Annotated in this window: 19 protein-coding genes and 1 tRNA gene; 3 read left to right on the top strand and 17 right to left on the bottom strand. The window is 49.0% G+C overall.

Annotated elements, in window-relative coordinates; translation table 11 throughout:
• Window positions 1–16 precede the first annotated feature (16 nt).
• Genes ACLPHM_RS00305 through ACLPHM_RS00285 form a run of 5 tightly spaced genes read right to left on the bottom strand, consistent with a single transcriptional unit; the run spans window position 17 to window position 3,596 of the window.
• Window positions 17–1,288 carry a TRAP transporter large permease gene (locus tag ACLPHM_RS00305; RefSeq protein WP_430220727.1) on the bottom strand — a complete coding sequence of 424 codons (1,272 nt, stop codon included), beginning with the start codon at window positions 1,286–1,288 and terminating at the stop codon, window positions 17–19.
• 12 nt (window positions 1,289–1,300) lie between these two features.
• Window positions 1,301–1,825, bottom strand: a complete 525-nt coding sequence (locus ACLPHM_RS00300) for a TRAP transporter small permease (RefSeq protein ID WP_430219301.1) — start codon at window positions 1,823–1,825, stop codon at window positions 1,301–1,303.
• On the bottom strand, window positions 1,822–2,760 hold the full coding sequence (locus ACLPHM_RS00295) for a 3-hydroxyacyl-CoA dehydrogenase (RefSeq protein WP_430219300.1): 939 nt from the start codon (window positions 2,758–2,760) through the stop codon (window positions 1,822–1,824). The genes ACLPHM_RS00300 and ACLPHM_RS00295 overlap by 4 nt, the downstream gene beginning before the upstream one ends.
• Window positions 2,761–2,771: 11 nt before the next feature.
• Complete coding sequence (locus tag ACLPHM_RS00290) at window positions 2,772–3,086, bottom strand: NIPSNAP family protein (protein WP_135863221.1); 315 nt, start codon at window positions 3,084–3,086, stop codon at window positions 2,772–2,774.
• A 12-nt stretch (window positions 3,087–3,098) separates the two neighbouring features.
• On the bottom strand, window positions 3,099–3,596 hold the full coding sequence (locus tag ACLPHM_RS00285) for a cupin domain-containing protein (RefSeq protein ID WP_430219299.1): 498 nt from the start codon (window positions 3,594–3,596) through the stop codon (window positions 3,099–3,101).
• 266 nt (window positions 3,597–3,862) lie between these two features.
• Here ACLPHM_RS00285 and ACLPHM_RS00280 point away from each other — a divergent pair.
• Window positions 3,863–3,938 (top strand) — tRNA-Asn (locus ACLPHM_RS00280).
• Window positions 3,939–4,071: 133 nt separating this feature from the next.
• On the opposite strand, the gene ACLPHM_RS00275 is transcribed toward ACLPHM_RS00280, so the two are convergent.
• The 9 genes from ACLPHM_RS00275 to ACLPHM_RS00235 all read right to left on the bottom strand — a co-directional run bounded on the left by ACLPHM_RS00275 (window position 4,072) and on the right by ACLPHM_RS00235 (window position 12,401).
• The gene (locus ACLPHM_RS00275; protein ID WP_430219298.1) at window positions 4,072–4,884 is read right to left on the bottom strand and encodes an IclR family transcriptional regulator; all 813 of its coding nucleotides are present in this window, start codon (window positions 4,882–4,884) and stop codon (window positions 4,072–4,074) included.
• 84 nt (window positions 4,885–4,968) lie between these two features.
• Window positions 4,969–6,213 carry a TRAP transporter large permease gene (locus ACLPHM_RS00270; RefSeq protein ID WP_430219297.1) on the bottom strand — a complete coding sequence of 415 codons (1,245 nt, stop codon included), beginning with the start codon at window positions 6,211–6,213 and terminating at the stop codon, window positions 4,969–4,971.
• A gap of 23 nt (window positions 6,214–6,236) precedes the next feature.
• Window positions 6,237–6,713 carry a TRAP transporter small permease gene (locus ACLPHM_RS00265; RefSeq protein WP_430219296.1) on the bottom strand — a complete coding sequence of 159 codons (477 nt, stop codon included), beginning with the start codon at window positions 6,711–6,713 and terminating at the stop codon, window positions 6,237–6,239.
• A gap of 98 nt (window positions 6,714–6,811) precedes the next feature.
• Entirely contained in the window at window positions 6,812–7,792 is a 981-nt protein-coding gene (locus ACLPHM_RS00260) for a C4-dicarboxylate TRAP transporter substrate-binding protein (RefSeq protein ID WP_430219295.1), read from the bottom strand.
• A gap of 42 nt (window positions 7,793–7,834) precedes the next feature.
• Complete coding sequence (fucP, locus tag ACLPHM_RS00255) at window positions 7,835–9,076, bottom strand: L-fucose:H+ symporter permease (RefSeq protein WP_430219294.1); 1,242 nt, start codon at window positions 9,074–9,076, stop codon at window positions 7,835–7,837.
• Between the two features lie 33 nt (window positions 9,077–9,109).
• On the bottom strand, window positions 9,110–9,439 hold the full coding sequence (locus tag ACLPHM_RS00250) for an L-rhamnose mutarotase (protein WP_430219293.1): 330 nt from the start codon (window positions 9,437–9,439) through the stop codon (window positions 9,110–9,112).
• A 23-nt stretch (window positions 9,440–9,462) separates the two neighbouring features.
• Window positions 9,463–10,239, bottom strand: a complete 777-nt coding sequence (locus ACLPHM_RS00245; protein WP_430219292.1) for an L-fucose dehydrogenase — start codon at window positions 10,237–10,239, stop codon at window positions 9,463–9,465.
• 9 nt (window positions 10,240–10,248) lie between these two features.
• Window positions 10,249–11,109: an amidohydrolase family protein gene (locus tag ACLPHM_RS00240; RefSeq protein WP_430219291.1), complete on the bottom strand. Its 861-nt coding sequence runs from the start codon at window positions 11,107–11,109 to the stop codon at window positions 10,249–10,251.
• A 14-nt stretch (window positions 11,110–11,123) separates the two neighbouring features.
• Window positions 11,124–12,401 (bottom strand): L-fuconate dehydratase, encoded by a 1,278-nt coding sequence (locus ACLPHM_RS00235; RefSeq protein ID WP_430219290.1) that lies wholly within the window; start codon window positions 12,399–12,401, stop codon window positions 11,124–11,126.
• Between the two features lie 407 nt (window positions 12,402–12,808).
• On the opposite strand from ACLPHM_RS00235, the gene ACLPHM_RS00230 reads away from it, so the two are divergent.
• Together ACLPHM_RS00230 and ACLPHM_RS00225 are read left to right on the top strand one after the other, a co-directional pair.
• Complete coding sequence (locus ACLPHM_RS00230; RefSeq protein WP_430219289.1) at window positions 12,809–13,603, top strand: sulfite exporter TauE/SafE family protein; 795 nt, start codon at window positions 12,809–12,811, stop codon at window positions 13,601–13,603.
• A gap of 101 nt (window positions 13,604–13,704) precedes the next feature.
• Window positions 13,705–14,373, top strand: coding sequence for a GntR family transcriptional regulator (locus ACLPHM_RS00225; protein ID WP_430219288.1), 669 nt, complete (start codon window positions 13,705–13,707; stop codon window positions 14,371–14,373).
• 64 nt (window positions 14,374–14,437) lie between these two features.
• Here the strand turns inward: ACLPHM_RS00225 and ACLPHM_RS00220 are convergent, their stop codons facing one another.
• Genes ACLPHM_RS00220 through ACLPHM_RS00210 form a run of 3 tightly spaced genes read right to left on the bottom strand, consistent with a single transcriptional unit; the run spans window position 14,438 to window position 16,917 of the window.
• The gene (locus tag ACLPHM_RS00220; RefSeq protein ID WP_430219287.1) at window positions 14,438–15,148 is read right to left on the bottom strand and encodes an ABC transporter ATP-binding protein; all 711 of its coding nucleotides are present in this window, start codon (window positions 15,146–15,148) and stop codon (window positions 14,438–14,440) included.
• Between the two features lie 3 nt (window positions 15,149–15,151).
• Window positions 15,152–15,898 (bottom strand): ABC transporter ATP-binding protein, encoded by a 747-nt coding sequence (locus tag ACLPHM_RS00215; protein WP_430219286.1) that lies wholly within the window; start codon window positions 15,896–15,898, stop codon window positions 15,152–15,154.
• The gene (locus tag ACLPHM_RS00210; RefSeq protein ID WP_430219285.1) at window positions 15,895–16,917 is read right to left on the bottom strand and encodes a branched-chain amino acid ABC transporter permease; all 1,023 of its coding nucleotides are present in this window, start codon (window positions 16,915–16,917) and stop codon (window positions 15,895–15,897) included. Before ACLPHM_RS00210 ends, ACLPHM_RS00215 begins: the two co-directional genes overlap by 4 nt.
• Between the last annotated feature and the right edge of the window lies 1 nt (window position 16,918).

Raw genomic sequence — 16,918 nt, 5'->3', positions numbered from 1 at the left:
TCTCCCAACGTTATTTTTAATTGAACCAAGTTTTTAACAACAATGGCCCATAGGTAATCAGCATTAAATTAATAAACAAGATGCCAAGAAATACAGACAGTGGTCGCATCAACTTTTCCATTGATACTTTGGCAATACCACACACCAAGAACAAGTTCACACCAACCGGAGGAGTCACCATCCCTACCGCCAAGTTAACGATCACAATCAAACCAAAATGCACAGGATCAATGCCCAAGCTCACGGCTACAGGTGCGAGTACTGGTGCCAAAATCAGAATGGCCGCAAAGGTTTCCATAAACAAACCAATCACCAGCAACGCTACGTTCACAATCAGCAAGAACACATAAGGATTATCGGAAACCGACAAAATAGCCGACGCAATGTACTGAGGAACTTGATACAGCGATAAGGCATACGCAAACACGGCAGCAAAGCCCACAATCAACATCACAATGGCGGATGTAATCGCGGATTCCCACAAAATCGTAGGCAACTCTTTAAGGCTGATCTCCTTATAAATAAAAGTACCCACGACAAACGCATACGCTACTGCCATCACGGCGGCTTCCGTTGCCGTAAACATCCCGCCGTAAATCCCACCCAAAATCAGGACAGGCAACATCAGGGACAAGAACGCCGAACGCAACGCCCGCATTACGCCTACAAACCACTCTTTGAACGACACCCGTTTGGTATCACCGTAGCCTTTAATGGATGACCAGATGATGATGGTCAGCATTAAAGAGAAACCGATCATCAAACCAGGAATAATCCCCGCAAAGAACATTTGCGCAACCGACGTACCAGTGAGCATGGCATACACGATCATCGGTACAGAAGGTGGCAAAATCACCCCCAACTCACCTGATGCCGCCACCACCGATGCCGAAAAAGCGCGTGGATAACGGTTACGCTCCATCTCAGGAATCATCACTCCACCAATGGCCGCTGTAGTCGCCGATGACGAGCCGCTAATGGTAGAAAAGAACATGGTGGTCAACACAGTAGCGGCTCCCAGACCACCTTTAACCCAACCAATCAGTGCCATCCCCAGCTCGATCAAACGCTTCGCAATACCACCGCTTTGCATCAATCTACCGGCCAACACGAAGTATGGAATCGCCATCAAGGCAAATGAATCCATCGCTTCGAAAATGGTTTGCGGCAACACGATCAGCGGCAAGCCTTTTTCCAATACAGCCGGAATAGGCGCGATACCCAAGCTGAGTGATACCGGCACACTCAGTAAAAACAACCCCAACAGCAGAATAATTCCAAATCCCATCATGACCGTCCCCTACTCTATATTTTCGCCGTTGGTAAACCGTATATCTTCACCACGGAAAATGGTTTCGATAATGAGGGCTACTGTGTTCACGATCATGAGGCTAAAACCCAAAGGCATAGCGGCATACACCCATGTTTTAGGCATAGACAGCACTGGACTGGACTCGATCGCACCAAACTCCAGAAACTCCATCCCCAACTTCACCATGAGCACAAAGAACGCCAAACACACCACTAACGAGACGTAACGTAAGAACACCCCGATTTTCTTGGGCAAACTAAACACCACCACGTCTAATGAAATAAGCTGCGCTTTTCTACATGCAATAGATGCACCCAAAAAGATCACCCAAATCATCAAATAACGTGCCACCTCTTCTGTCCACGGTGCAGCAATATTCAAGCTGAACGTACCCAACAAAAAACGTACTGCCACTTGCCATAACGTGCACAACGTCATGCCCAGCAAGCACGCCGCCAACACCCACCGAATAGCGCCGTTCAAACTATCAACTAACTTAACGAGGCGTATCATGCGCGCTCCTCTATCTCTCTGAGTTGTAACTGCACCGCTGCCATAGCTTGATCACGCCACGCACGCTTGGCATCTAGGCTTTCCAAGCCTAATGACGCTCGCATAGCGTGATGCAAGGTTTGAATTAATGGCGTATCTACCGGGGGGCGTAACCCTTTGGCTTCTGCCATCTCATTAAAAATATGTCCGTAACGCTCCAAGTAGCCTTGTATGCCCGTAGGTGCATTCAAATCAATGCCTTCCAGCGGACCTACTACTGACCACCGCAACCCCAAGCCTTGGCTAATGATCAAGTCAGCATCGGCAGGGCGTATCACCCCGTCTGCAATCAACTCAAACATTTCCATCAACAACGCGCCCTGCAAACGGTTCAATACAAAGCCAGACACCTCTTTTTGCAGAACCACTGGCCTTTGCCCTAACTGCTCCATAAAAGTGCACGCCGTTTTTACTACGTCTGGACTCGTCCACTCTGACCCCACTACTTCCACAATGGGCATCAGATGCGGAGGCGTCATAGGGTGCACCACCAAGCAACGCTCGCGCTGCGCTAAATCACGCGTAAACAAACTCGCGCCATAAGTAGAGGTAGAACTTGCAAAAATAGCTGTATTTTTTGCCTGTGCCGCCATATCCGCAAAGAGTTGCTGCTTCAATGCCAGATTTTCTGAGGCTGCTTCCTGTATGTAATCGGCATCGCATAACGCTTCTGCCAAACTGGTTTGAATGGTGATGCGCGACATCACGGCGTCTACGCTATCGCCTTGTGTCAATAACGGGGTGGAGTTTTGCACACTCTCGCGGATAGCCGACGCAATGCGCTCAACGCTGTTCACATCATGATCGTAAACACTGGTTTGTATCCCAGCACGAGCAAACACAACAGCCCATGAACTACCGATAATCCCACCACCTATTACAGCTACTTTTTTCATACTGCTCACCACTAGCCTATAGGCGAAAACGATACCGGTTTCAAAATACGGGTCTGCTGCGTATCAATCAAATCAATGACTTTAGCCAAATACGCTTGCCACTTTTCATCCGCCAGCATTTGACTGCGCGCTCTATCGCGTTCATCCAAACTCTCGTAGGACCACAACGCCACCACGTGGTTAAGCTCGCCGATCTCAGAGATAAAATACCCTAGGAATTTGCCCAAATACTGCTTTTGTAATGCCAACCCATGCTCTTCATAGGTACGTACAAACTGGTTAACCAACCCAGGTTTAATACGGTAATCACGCTCTTCTATATACATAGCCCTCTCCTTTTACGACTTAGTCCAACCAAATACGGTGTTGGCTTCTATTTCCTCAATATTGTCAGGACGCGGAAACGGCTCAGGAGGGGTATCGCCTGCTTGACGCTCTCTACCGATTTGTTTGAAAAAGTCATCCAAACCACCAGGCATCAGCATCCAAAAGAACGACAACGGCCCTGACCCCGTATTCACAAACTTATGCGTGCTCTTAGAAGCCAAATACAACGAGGCCCCTGGCGCTAACGCATGCTCCACACCATCCAGCACCACAAAACCTTCGCCTTCGTAGATATAAATGACTTCCTCATGCGTGTCGTGCATGTGTTCACGTACATAGCAACCAGGATCAATGGTTTGCGTGCCCGCCGAGAATGCTGCTTTCGCCTCTAGCGCCTTGCTGTTAAACAAGCAACGTACAAAACCATTCGCTGGCACAGGCTGCCAGTAACTCTCGCTGCCCGTCGGTTGCACTAGACACGAGCCAGAGGCAAAAACTTGCTTTCCCATCAATCACTCCAATTAACTTACATGTTTGTCAGTTTTGTTAGGAGTAAGTATCTGGATTTTTGTTTCCCTGTTGAACTAGGGAAATCCCGAAATATAAAAAAATGCTGCCAAAAACTAACAAGTATGTAAGTAAAGAGAATAGAAGTTAGGCTTTTGATCAGTACGCAGAAACCCAAAACATGCCACCAGCACAAATAGTTCATATCTTCATCACAAGGGGCTTGTTTTAATTTTTGAAACTATGCTATAGTTCTTTCTTTACCGATTCCCCGATAGCTCAGTCGGTAGAGCGACGGACTGTTAATCCGCAGGTCGCAGGTTCGAGCCCTGCTCGGGGAGCCAGATTCAAAAAAGCGCTTATGTTCACACATAAGCGCTTTTTGCTTTTCTGCTCTTATATTCTGGGTAGCGACTCCTTATACACTCCCATAAAAAACGCCCCCTTTTGGTGACGTTTTCCGTTTATGTTACTCACTCAGGGATTGGCGTTATAACTGCTGTAACCCATCATTTCAGACAGCTCTTTAGCGTAACCATCCACAATTTCTTTTACCTCGTCTACCGACGGCGGCACACCAAGGTCTACACGTTCCAGATACGGTACGTTTAAACAGGCCACCACAGTTTGATTAGGCCCAAACACTGGGTACGCAATATTCACAATACCTTTAACTTGTTGACTAGGCGTTTCGGCATAACCGCTTACACGCACTTGCTCCAACACCCGATCTAATTGCGCCTTGGTCAGGGTACCTTCCCCTTCTACTGGCCCATGTAAGGCTAAAATACGCTCGCGTTCAGCCTCTTCGCGATAAGCGAGCAACACGTGTCCAGATGCCGTGTCACGCAACCCCACCAATGCTCCCACTTTCAAACCAAAAGACCAACGCTCAGGGCTATCTATTTGTGCAATCACCACCACTTTGGCATCTTGCAAGACCGTAAGGTGGCAAGATTGTCTTGCACGATTGACCAGCTTTCGCATCAGCGGCGTAGCAATACTGACCAGCGAGCGCAAAGGTCTATGCCTATGCGCCAACTGGAACATGCGCAACGTGAGACTATATCTGCCGTTTTCATCCACCTGTACCCAGTCACAACGCTCTAGCGTCATCACCATTCTAAAGATCTCATTCATGCTGCGGTCCAGCTTTTTAGAGATTTCGTTCAAGGTATAACCCTCGTACGAGTCGGATAACACTTCGAGAATATCTAACCCTTTCTCAAGCGCAGGCGCTGCATAACGCGGTGCTGTTGTTGTATCGGCTGTTTTTTTAGCAGTAACCATTCAGGATGCTTGGCTTTGTGTTCACACACAGTAATCAAAATGGGCAACGCCGACCTAAGCCAGCGCCCCACACCTTTGCACTGATCACGTTAGTAATAACGAGATTGCAGGTACGTATGTTACCAAAGCCAAAGCCACTAACAAGGCCAATAGCAATGCCATAGACTCTTTCAGGAACTCGTTCATCGTTACGCGAGTGATGTTGCAGACCAATAACATCACCGTACCCACCGGCGGAGTGAGCGTACCTATAGACAAATTCAGAATCATGATTAGCCCAAAATGTATGGGATCTATACCCATCTGCATCATGACAGGCTTAAGTAATGGCACCAGCACAATAATCAGCGCCGTACCTTCAATAAACATGCCTAACAGCAACAGCAAGATATTCACCGCTGCCAAAAACACATACTTATTATCAGTAAGGCTACTAATCCAACTCGCCATCGCTACCCCAGCATGCTCCAACGAGAATATCCACGCCAAGGCCGAACTTGCCATAATGACCAACATGATCGAGGCCGTCGATTTTGCGGTTGTGGTCAGCGCATGCCCCACATGGCCCAAGGTCATTTTTTTATAGATCACAAAGCCTATAAACGCCACAATTACCACACCCGCAGCACCTGCTTCTGTAGGTGTAAAGATGTTGGCACGTATACCACCCACCACCCCAACCAGCACTAACAACGCTGGCCAAGCACTTACTCCTGCACGCCCTAGCTCACGTGGCTTGGGCCACTCTTTAAGCATGGGTTTATAACCACGCTTCACTGACACCAACCACACCGCCACCATCAGGGATACGGCGCACAGCAAGCCAGGCAAAATACCCGCCATAAACATACGACCAATGGAAACGTCGGCCACCATACCGTAAATAATGAGCGCAATACCAGGAGGAATAATAGGCGTCACTAATGAGCCCGAGGCAGTAACCGCTGCAGCAAAAGCACGGCTATACCCTTGACGCTCCATTTCTGGAACCATCATTTTAGACAACATGGCCGCGTCAGCTAAGTTAGAGGCACTAACCCCACCCATCAAGGTGCTCATGGTGATATTAGCCATTGCCATACCACCTCTAAATTTCCCCACCAGCAGGTTAGCCAAATGCAAGATACGCTCGGCTACGCCAGTGTGAGATAACAAGGTCCCCAACAAAATAAAAAAGGGGATAGCTAGCAAGGTACTATTTTGTGCTGGCGCAACCAGACGCTGCACTGCCACACCAAACGGTAGGCTATTAAAGAACAAAAAGTAAACGACAATCGCCGTAAACATGGCCAGATAAATGCGCATATTCAGCAGCATCAATCCGAACATTATGGGTAATATCCACATCCAGCTCATACTTCGTCTCCACTACCGCTTGCCGATTCCCGTACAAATAAGCGCCTAAACATCAGCGCCGCTGTAGCGGTAAAACCAATAGTCACTGGCACATAAATCCAGAACAGCGAAATACCCAAAATACGTGTCATGCGCGCCTGTACAGCCCCCGCCAGATTCCAACTCCACCATGCAGCGATTAACAATACAGCCACCGACAATACTCCCATGAGCACATACACAATCTGGCGTACACGCGGACGCATGGCATCCGTCAGAAAGCTGATGGTTAAATTTTCATGATCGCGTTCCGCAAAAAACACGCCCATAAAGATAATCCACACCATCAAAAGCCCCGACATTTCTTCCACCCAATGCCACGGCATGTGCATCACGTAACGCATGAACACACCACCAACCGTGATGCATACCAACGCCCCCAGAATCAAGCCAAGTAATGCATTGCCCAGCTTATTCAACACTTGTTTCATCATCCCCCCAACCCTAATGCTCATCACTCTTAAGGTTCTGCAAGCCTAAGCTTGCCCACAGCACCTCTAGAGCGATGAGCTGTGAAGCATAAAATTTCGTTTTATTTCAACTGGTCTTGCAGGGTTTGATACAGGTTAGGAGACCACTCTGGGAACTGCTCATACACTTTCAGCGCTTTAGCTTTGAAGGCCTCGCGGTCGGGCTCAATAACCTCCACACCTTGGGCGCGCATCAGCTCTAACACTTTGGCATCACTTTCTTTGGCCAATTTCTGGCTATACAAACCAGCCTCGCGCCCAGTCTCGTGAATCAACGCCAACTGCTCTTCAGGTAAGGTACTAAAGAAAGCCTCACCTCCCACCCACACTGCTGCTGTGGTGAGGTAATTCACTAGCGACAAATACTTAGCCGGCTCATGCAGTTTTTGTCCGTACAACACACTAAGCGGGTTTTCTGCACCATCGATCACACCTTGCGTCAGCGCTGGGTAGACATCCGCTAATGGCATAGGTGTGGGCGTGGCACCCATGGCCTCAAAGGTTTTGATTTGAATGACGTTATTGGGCACACGAATTTTCATGCCAGCCAAATCTTCCGGTGTACGAATAGGCTTTTTGGCAATGATGTGGCGATCACCATAGTTATAGTTAGTGATGACCAAATGCACACCTTGTTCACGCAAGGACTTATTTTTCTCGGCAAACCACGGGCTGTCATACAACTCAAACAGCTTCTCAGTGTTTTCCGTTAAAAATGGACCATACAGTGCCGCTAAGTCTGGCTCGTAATCGGCCATAAAGCCCACATCACTGATCGTCACCACGTTCATCCCCATCAGCGCCTGATCCATCACATCGCTTTTAGAACCCAACTGCGAACTGGGGTACAGCTCTAACAAAACCTCCCCATTGCTGCGTTCTTTGAGCAAATCAGCCCAATAGTTCATCACCAAATCAGCAGGCTCACCAGGGTGATTTTCATAGGCAACTTTGATGGTGGTGGGAGCAGCAAAGACTGCTGTAGATGCTGCCAGTGCGAACGTTGATAAAGCTGCTACGGTATAAGATTTCAGTGCTTTCATTATTTGTCTCCAGAGTCATTGCTCTTATCTTCTGTACATTACTTAAACTACCCTACTACCTCGTTTTGCAAACCAAAACACGATGACAAAACACCCCATTGGTAACCAAAACGCTTGCTCAATTGAACTGTTATCTGCAATCCACCCCATCAGTGATGGCGCAATCGCACCACCCACAATGGCCATGATCAAATACGATGATCCACGCTTAGTACGACTACCCAGTCGCTCTAAACTCAGTGCAAAAATCGTGGGGAACATAATGGACATAAATAAAAATGCCAACACTAGCGCGATGACTGACCACACAGGGATGCCGCTCACCACAACCCCCATCAAGACTACATTCACGAGTGCATACCATGCCAGCAACACTCGTGGCGCTATCACTTTCATCAGAGCAGTGCTGACAAAGCGCCCCACCATATAGCAAAGCATAGCCACCGATAACCAATATGATGCTTTAGACGCCGTCATACTGCCCCAATGATCCATGGCGTAATTAATGAAAAACGCCCCTAGACCCACTTGCGCTGCCACATAAAAAAACAAGGTAATTACCCCATTCACATAATGCCGCTGCTGACTTAGAGGCAATGATTGCATCTGCGTACTAGCATCTGACTCGCGTATATCCGGTAAAGGAATACGCGCAATCAATAGCGCAAGAATCACCACTACCGCAGCAATCGCAATATAGGTGATACGCACCCCATCAAACCCTGCTACTTCTGCCACAGCACCTGTTGCCTCGTTTGCTGCTGTACTGAAGAAAAATGTGCCGCCAATCAAGGGACCAACAAAACTTCCCAAGCCATTAAACGACTGCGCCAGATTCAACCTACGTGCTGCGCCTTCCTCGCTACCCAAAATCGTGGCATACGGGTTGGCCGCTGTTTCCAAACACCCCAGCCCGGACGCCAACACAAACAAAGCAAACAAAAACAAAGCAAAACTCGCCGCACTAGAAGCGGGGATGAAGAGCAAGGCACCTACGGCGAACAACCCTAAACCCAATAAAATTCCAGGCTTATAACCGAAGCGCTCCATAAAAACCGCGGCAGGTACAGCCACAACAAAATAAGCACCGAAATACGCCGCCTGCAATAACCCTGACTGCGCCTTACTTACTTCTAGCGCTTCTTGAAAATGCTTATTCAGCACATCAAGCAAGCCATATGACAAGCCCCACATAAAAAACAAGCTGGTAATTAAAATCAGAGCCACTCTGTACGAGCCGCCTTGCACGTGGTTTACACCTTGTCCTGCTTGATCATTACTCACTGTCTACCTCTACGATAATCTTTTGGTAAGTGCTTAGCGCTCAGCGTTAAACTGATAAATGCAGTGCGCTTCCACCCACTTTTCACCCTCTGGAGTCCACGGTGTAGGGACTTGAAAACGCCACATCAAACGCTCCCACTCCTGTACTCGGCTGTTGCTATGCTGTGCATGCTGAAATGCTGCTGCATCAAAACACGTATCGTCTGTCTCCATCACCATGCACAAACGAGTGCCCAAACGATAAATATCAATGCTTACCACGCCGTACTCAGAAAACTGTGCCTGCACTTCTGGCCATACCTGTTGGTGCCAACACTCGTACTCTTGTATGAGTAGCTCATCGTCTTTCAAATCCAGCATCATGCACATTTTCATACTCACCTCGACTAGGTAAGCGAGCGGTCTAAATGCACATAGCCACCATCTGGAACTACCCACTGCCCCGTCGTGTGCGATGCTCTAGACGACAACAAAAATACGGCCGTGTCAGCAATCTCCTCTGCTGTGGTCATACGTTGACCCAAGGGAATATGACGCGTGATATTGGTCTTGGCAGCCTCTGCATCATCAAAACTTTGCAACCAACGTTCATACAGTGGTGTCATCACTTCGGCTGGCAAAATTGCATTCACCCGCACGCCATACGGTGCCAACGCGGCAGCCCATTCACGCGTCAACGCCAGTTGCGCTCCTTTAGAGGCGCAATACCCACTTGTATTACCCTGTCCCGTCACCGCGGTTTTAGAGGAAATATTTAGGATGACACCCTGATTACGCTTTAGCTCCTCTACACACAGATGCGCCATTACATAGCAATGGATTAAGTTGTTTTCCAGCGAAGCCATAAAGGCCTCACGGCCTGCATCCAACCCAACTCCATCATTAATGCCAGCGTTATTCACCAGGGCGTCAATACGCCCTTGCGTAGTAATCACCTCGTTCACCGCCTTGGTGCAAGCAGCCTCATCGCGCAAATCAAGCTGATACAACACAGGTGACGCACCAGTTTCAGCAAATACTTGCTGCATCTCGGCACTGATTGGCGAGCGCGCAAAAATCACCACCTTTGCCCCTTCTCGCAATAACTGCGCTGAAATCGCACCACCGATTCCTGAGGCTCCGCCAGTCACAATCACCACTTTGTTTGTTAAATGTAAATCCATCGTTTTGCCCTACCTTGAATAAAGACGCTGCGCATTGCCGCCAAACAACTGTTCAGCCTCCGTTATAGACAACCGCGCTTTCGCCCAGCGTTCAATCACGCCCAGTCCAACGTCATAATCACCACATAAATGCGCTACAGGCCAATCACTACCAAACACCAATCGCTGCGCCCCGAAACACTCTAGTGCCACATCCAAAAACGGATGAAAAAGCGCATCAATATGCTCTGTGCGTTCAAGCGTCGACGCATCCACCTCCGTCAACAAGCCGGAGACCTTCACATAAACATGCGGCAAATTACCCAACTGGTGAAAATATTGCTGCCACCGAAGGCCTTGCTCTGACGCTAAGCCAGCTTGATAATCTGGTTTAGCCAGATGGTCTACCACCAACATATGGCGGTCATTTTTTTGGCTAAAAGCGATCGCTCCTTCTAGCTGATCGTGACGCAGCAACAACTCATAAACCTGTCTGTGCTGTTGAATCTGCTTAACGTAATCATTGAAAATACTGCTCTGAAGCACCAATGCAGGATCAGCCATGTCTTGCAGCATGGCTCTTACCCCCACACTCTCAGGCTGGCTTAAGAACTCGTCCAACTTGGCATGCGCGGCGTCATGGCACAAGTCAGCCCATCCCACTACGCCTGCGACACGTGAGGACTGCTTAGCAACTGCAAGCAACCACTCATTCTCCTTCCAGTCAGCACGAGCCTGCACGGCAACCACACTATCAAAACCATGCGCATCCAGTAATGCAACAGCTTGAGCAACGTGATAGTCGCGCCTTAACACAGTCATCTCTGTACTAATCCACGGAAACTGAACAGGATCAAAAGACCAAAAATGCTGATGCGCGTCTATTCTCACGTTGCAACTCCTACTTAGCCTTTAAACTCATACTGATCAATAGAAGTGCGTTTCATTTCAATGGAATACCCTGGCATGGTGGGTGCCACATAGGCAGCATTCTTAATGCGGCAAGGGTCCACAAAATGCTCATGCAAATGATCCACAAACTCGATCACACGTCCCTCTTTGGTACCGGCAATGCACACATAGTCGATCATGGACAAGTGCTGCACGTACTCACACAACCCTACTCCGCCAGCATGCGGACATACTTTCAGGTTGTATTTGGCCGCCATCAACATCACGGCTAACACCTCGTTAACACCACCCAAACGGCAGGCATCAATTTGCACCACATCAATCGCACCTTCCATAATCAACTGCTTGAACATGATGCGGTTCTGGCACATTTCACCCGTCGCCACCTGCATTTTTCCTTTCATGGCTTCACGAATTTTTCGATGACCTGCTATGTCATCTGGGCTAGTAGGCTCTTCAATGAACCACGGTTTAGCAAAGGCCAATTGATCCAGCCAATCAATAGCTTGGTTCACTTCCCACACCTGATTGGCATCAATCATTAAGTTGCGCTCACCCAGCACTTCACGAGCAATACGCAGACGACGTTTATCGTCCTCCAGATCGCGCCCTACTTTCAATTTCACATAGTCAAAACCGGCATCTACAGCCTCTTGCGCCAAGCGACGCAACTTTTCGTCGTCATAGCCCAACCACCCCGCTGACGTGGTGTAGCAGGGGTAACCATTTTGTTCCAAGTCAGCAATGCGCTCAGCTTTGCCTTGACCACGACTACGTAACAGCTCTAGCGCTTCTTCTGGCGTAATGCAGTCGGTGATGTAGCGGAAGTCAATGAGTTTGACAATTTCTTCGGGGCTCATATCCGCCACTAAGCGCCATACAGGCTTGCCTTCGGATTTCGCCCATAGATCCCACATGGCATTGACCACAGCCCCCGTCGCCAAATGAATCGCCCCTTTATCCGGGCCAATCCAACGCAATTGGCTGTCGCTGGTGATATGACGCCAAAAGCGCCCCATGTCTTCTGCCACCCATGCTAAATCCAGCCCTACTACCAGATGCTCCATAGCCCTGATTGCAGCACAACAAATATCGTTACCGCGGCCAATAGTAAAGGTCAGCCCATGACCTTCTAATCCAGCCGTATCGGTATGTAGTACCACATAGGCCGCCGAGTAATCTGGATCTAAATTCATGGCATCAGAACCATCCAGATTGTCTGACGTAGGGAAGCGGATATCCCGCACTTCCATTGAGGTAATTTTTGTCATTACTTACTTCATCCTGACGATTAATACGAACCACAACCACCACTGCTTAGAGCCTGTTTGAAGCACCCATTCCATTTCTCTAAGCGCGCTGCAAATTTCATTTACTTCTAAACAAAGATTTATGAATGAAAGTTACTTTTTTATATGAAAGCATATGGTCAAAAAAAATTCCAGCGATTGTGGAACCTAATATCCAAATACAAGGGCAAACCCCTAGCTGTTTTTTGTCGTTACCACTCACGACGAATCATGTTGACCTTTTCGGCCCTAATGTTGTTTTTGCAGTTTTTCTTTCCTGCCATCCCGCAAAGCATTGAAATGACTGCTATCCGCCCTCGCCAAACAGCAGTCCATCACTTATCATATTATTTTTTAATATAAGTTTATTTCTTTTAGAAATTTAGAATATGTGGGCTATTCTTTTAGGGCTGATTATTGGCCTTTCGCTGGGCTTAACCGGCGCAGGCGGTGGCATCTTAGCCGTACCCGCCCTGATTTTTGGTCTAGGCTTAACACTCCCCCAAGCGGCTCCCATCGCATTAATCGCCGTAGGTGCTGCAGCATTAGTGGGCGCTTTACAAGCCCTAAGTCAAGGTAATGTACGCTACAAAGCAGCCCTACTCATGGCTGTATCCGGAGGGTTAACCTCCCCCTTGGGTTTAAAGACGGCACACGTCACGAACCCAAACTGGTTAAATCTTTGCTTTGCTATCGTGCTGTTTCTGGTGGCGTTGCGCATGTGGCATCAATCTACGCAACAACAATCCTTACCCATGAATGACACTGGGGCACTGCCACACAAAACCTGTACGCTCTCGCCCCACAACGGTAAATTCATCTGGACACCCGCCACTGCAATCACGTTGATTGGCATAGGCGCTGTCTCTGGCTTTTTGACTGGCTTACTGGGTATTGGAGGCGGGTTCATTATTGTTCCTGCCTTGGCGTACTTCAGCACCGCCAAGATGGATAACATCGTCCCCACATCCTTGATGGTGATTGCTCTGGTTTCTGCCACCACTGTGGTGACCGCATTCGCCAACGGGCTATCCATCACCGCCCCACAATGGCTCTTTATTTGGTGCACGATTATGGGGATGGTGGGCGGTCGCCTCATTGCACCGCGTATTCCTGCCTCGCTGTGGCAACGCCTTTTTGCCATCGTATGCACCGTTGTGGCGGTCGTGCTGCTGTTGCGTTAGGCTTCGCTTTTGCTTTTAAGGGTAAGCCCCCTACAATAGCCTGACTACACCATAAAGCCCTCTGGGCTATTTGATACATGACTGCGTCAGCCGCTTCCCCCATGACCGATTCACACGATCCATCAGATGATCGCACCTCCAGATCTGAACGGGCTTATCAAAAAATTCTAGATGGTATACGCGAAGGCGCACTCAAACCCGGCCACCGCATTACCGAGCTAGAAATTGCTACGTGGCTCAAAATAAGCCGCACACCTGTACGCGAGGCACTACGGCGCTTAGAAACAGCTGGCCTACTTACCAGTGCGCCGTATAGCGGTATGCAAATCACCCGTTTGGGCTATCAAGAAGTGATGGAGCTTTATGATATGCGCGTGGTGTTAGAAAGCACTGCAGCAGGTTTAGCCGCTAAGCATGCCAGCGATGCCGAGATCTATTCCCTCAACGAGATCATGAAACGCTACGAGGCCGCGACCACCCCTGCTGAGCAAGCGCGTCACAACCGCATTTTCCACCATGCGCTCGCTTATGCCGCACACAATCGCTATTTGTTGAAATCGCTAAACTCCATCCGCGACTCTATGATTTTGTTAGGCAAAACCACTTTTGAAGTAGAGGGCCGTGCCCAACAAGTCATCCAAGAGCACCGTAATATCATCAGCGCCATTATTGCTCGCGATAGCCAAGCCGCAAGCGATGCCGCTGCCTTACACATTCGCGAAGCCCAAAAAGCACGTATAGCTCTGCTAGGCGAAGAGATTGACGAGTAACGCTCACATGACGCATACAAAAAAAGCCTGAACTGAGTTCAGGCTTTTTATTATCTTTTTGGCACTATACACCTAAGTATTGTTCCACTATGGCCCTGTTTTCTTGCAGGGCCTGGCTGTTTCCGGACCACACCACATGTCCTTTTTCTAGCACCACGTGCTGATTCGCCAGTTCTAACAGCGGTTTTAGATTCTTATCCACGATAATCATCGCCAACCCTGTTTGCTTTAACTCGCCTAACACTCGCCAGATCTCAGCACGCACCAACGGGGCTAAGCCCTCGGTCGCCTCATCCAAGATCAAGAGCTTAGGATTGGTCATCAATGCCCGTCCAATCGCCAGCATTTGCTGCTCACCACCTGACAACTGGTTGCCCATGTTGCTGCGGCGTTCTTTCAAACGTGGAAAAAAATCGTAGATACGTTCTAGGTCAAACGCTGGCTGTGTGTCGTGCCTATTCGCCGCCGTAGCCACTAGGTTTTCTTCAACATTCAAGGTAGGAAAAATCTGCCTGCCTTCTGGCACATACCCCACCCCCAATCGCGCCACCTCAAAGGCAGCGAGTTTGTGAGTGTGTTTGCCCAAAAAATGAATAGCCCCCTTTCGCAGCGGCAGTAAGCCCATAATGCATTTCAGCAGCGTACTTTTACCCATGCCATTACGGCCTAATAAGGTAAGCACCTCACCCTCTGCTAGGCCCAAGCTCACACCGTGCAGCACCTGACTACTACCGTAGCTAGCTTGCGCATCATCCACCGTCAACAATGTCGCCATGCGTTACTCCTCATCACCCAAATAAGCACGGTTCACCGCCTCGTTCTGACGTATGGCTTGTGGGCTATCGCAGGCAATAATACGGCCATACACCAATACAGAAATACGATCCGCCAACTGGAATACCGCTTCCATGTCGTGCTCTACCATTAAGATGCTGTACTGCGCTTTTAACGCTTGCAACAAGGCGATCATTTGCTGGGATTCTGAACGGCTCATCCCCGCTAAAGGCTCATCTAACAGCAATAGTGTTGGTTTCATAGCCAGTGCCATTGCTAGCTCTAACTGTCTATGCTCACCATGCGCTAAGGCCATCACATCATCATGCGCGCGCTGGGCCAGCCCCACTTGCTGCAAGGCAACCATGGCTTCATCGCTCACTGCCTGATTTGTTCTTACCGGCTTAAACACCTGCCACGCCGAGCCGGTACGCGCCAGAATCATCATCATGACGTTTTCCAGCACACTAAAGCCTTTGAGCAACTGCGTAATTTGGTACGAACGTGCAATACCTTGCAAGGATCGCTGATGTACCGCTAATGCGGTAATGTCATTACCTTGGAAATGTATAGTGCCCGCATCAGGCTTAAGCTCGCCCACCAACAGACCCATCAAGGTTGTTTTGCCAGCGCCATTAGGGCCTATCAGTGCATGGCACTCGCCCGCCTTAATGTCCAACGACACATTATCAGTGGCCACCAAGCCACCAAAACGTTTCTGCAGACCTTGTACAGTGAGTAGCGCAGTCATGGCTTTGCCCCTTTAGAGGACAGCCCTATCAATGCCCCCCACAAGCCCTTACGGGAAAACAGCGCAATCAGGAAGATAAATAATCCTATCCAAGCCATCCAGTGCTGCGTCATGCCGGATAATGCTTCTTCTAATAACAAGAACACCGTCGTACCTAACAGTGGCCCCATAACCGTTCCCATGCCGCCCAACACAATCATCAACACATAATCACCCGACGCTTGCCACGACAAATACGACGGCGAGGCAAACAGCGTTAAATTGGCCAACAGCACTCCAGCTATGGCACAAATCACGGCTGATGCCACATAGGCCGATAACTGATAGCGCAAACGCGGATACCCTGCTGCCACCATGCGCTGCTCATTGGCTTGAAAACCTCGCAACACATAGCCAAAGCGGCTGTGTACCACACGCCAAATCAACCACATCACGATCAACAGCACGGCGACGGTGACGTAATACAGTGTTATTTTGTCATTCAAATCAGGCAAGAATGCGAACTGGCTACGTTGCTCTATAGGCAGCCCATCATCACCACCGTACTGCTTAAGGCTGACAAAGAGGAAATAGAACATTTGCCCAAACGCTAGGGTAATCATGATGAACCCTATACCGCGTGTGCGCAAAGACACTAGCCCCGTTACCGCCGATACCCCTATGGTGATCAGCACCGCCAAACCCAGTTGCACCCAGCCGTCTTGCATGCCGTGGAAACTACTGATGCCCACCACGTAAGCACCTATACCCACGAACATGCCGTGCCCCATGCTCACCAGTCCACCAAAACCTAAAATCAGGTTTAGCCCACTGGCCACAATTGCAAAAATCACAATACGTGTTGCTAAGGTCAAGTAAAAACTCTGCCCCAACCACTGCGATAACACCGGCACCACCAACAACAACGCAATCAGCAACACCGCAGCAATAGTGCGCACAGAGCGCCACTGTATAGATTCAGGAAACAACCCAAAAAGAGTGCCGCATTGGCACGGTTTGTCTCGCGAAGATGATGTCATG

Source organism: Paenalcaligenes sp. Me131, from assembly GCF_050487225.1.
In the GTDB taxonomy this organism is placed as follows: domain Bacteria; phylum Pseudomonadota; class Gammaproteobacteria; order Burkholderiales; family Burkholderiaceae_B; genus Paenalcaligenes.
This window is presented reverse-complemented; position numbering and strand designations above follow the sequence as displayed.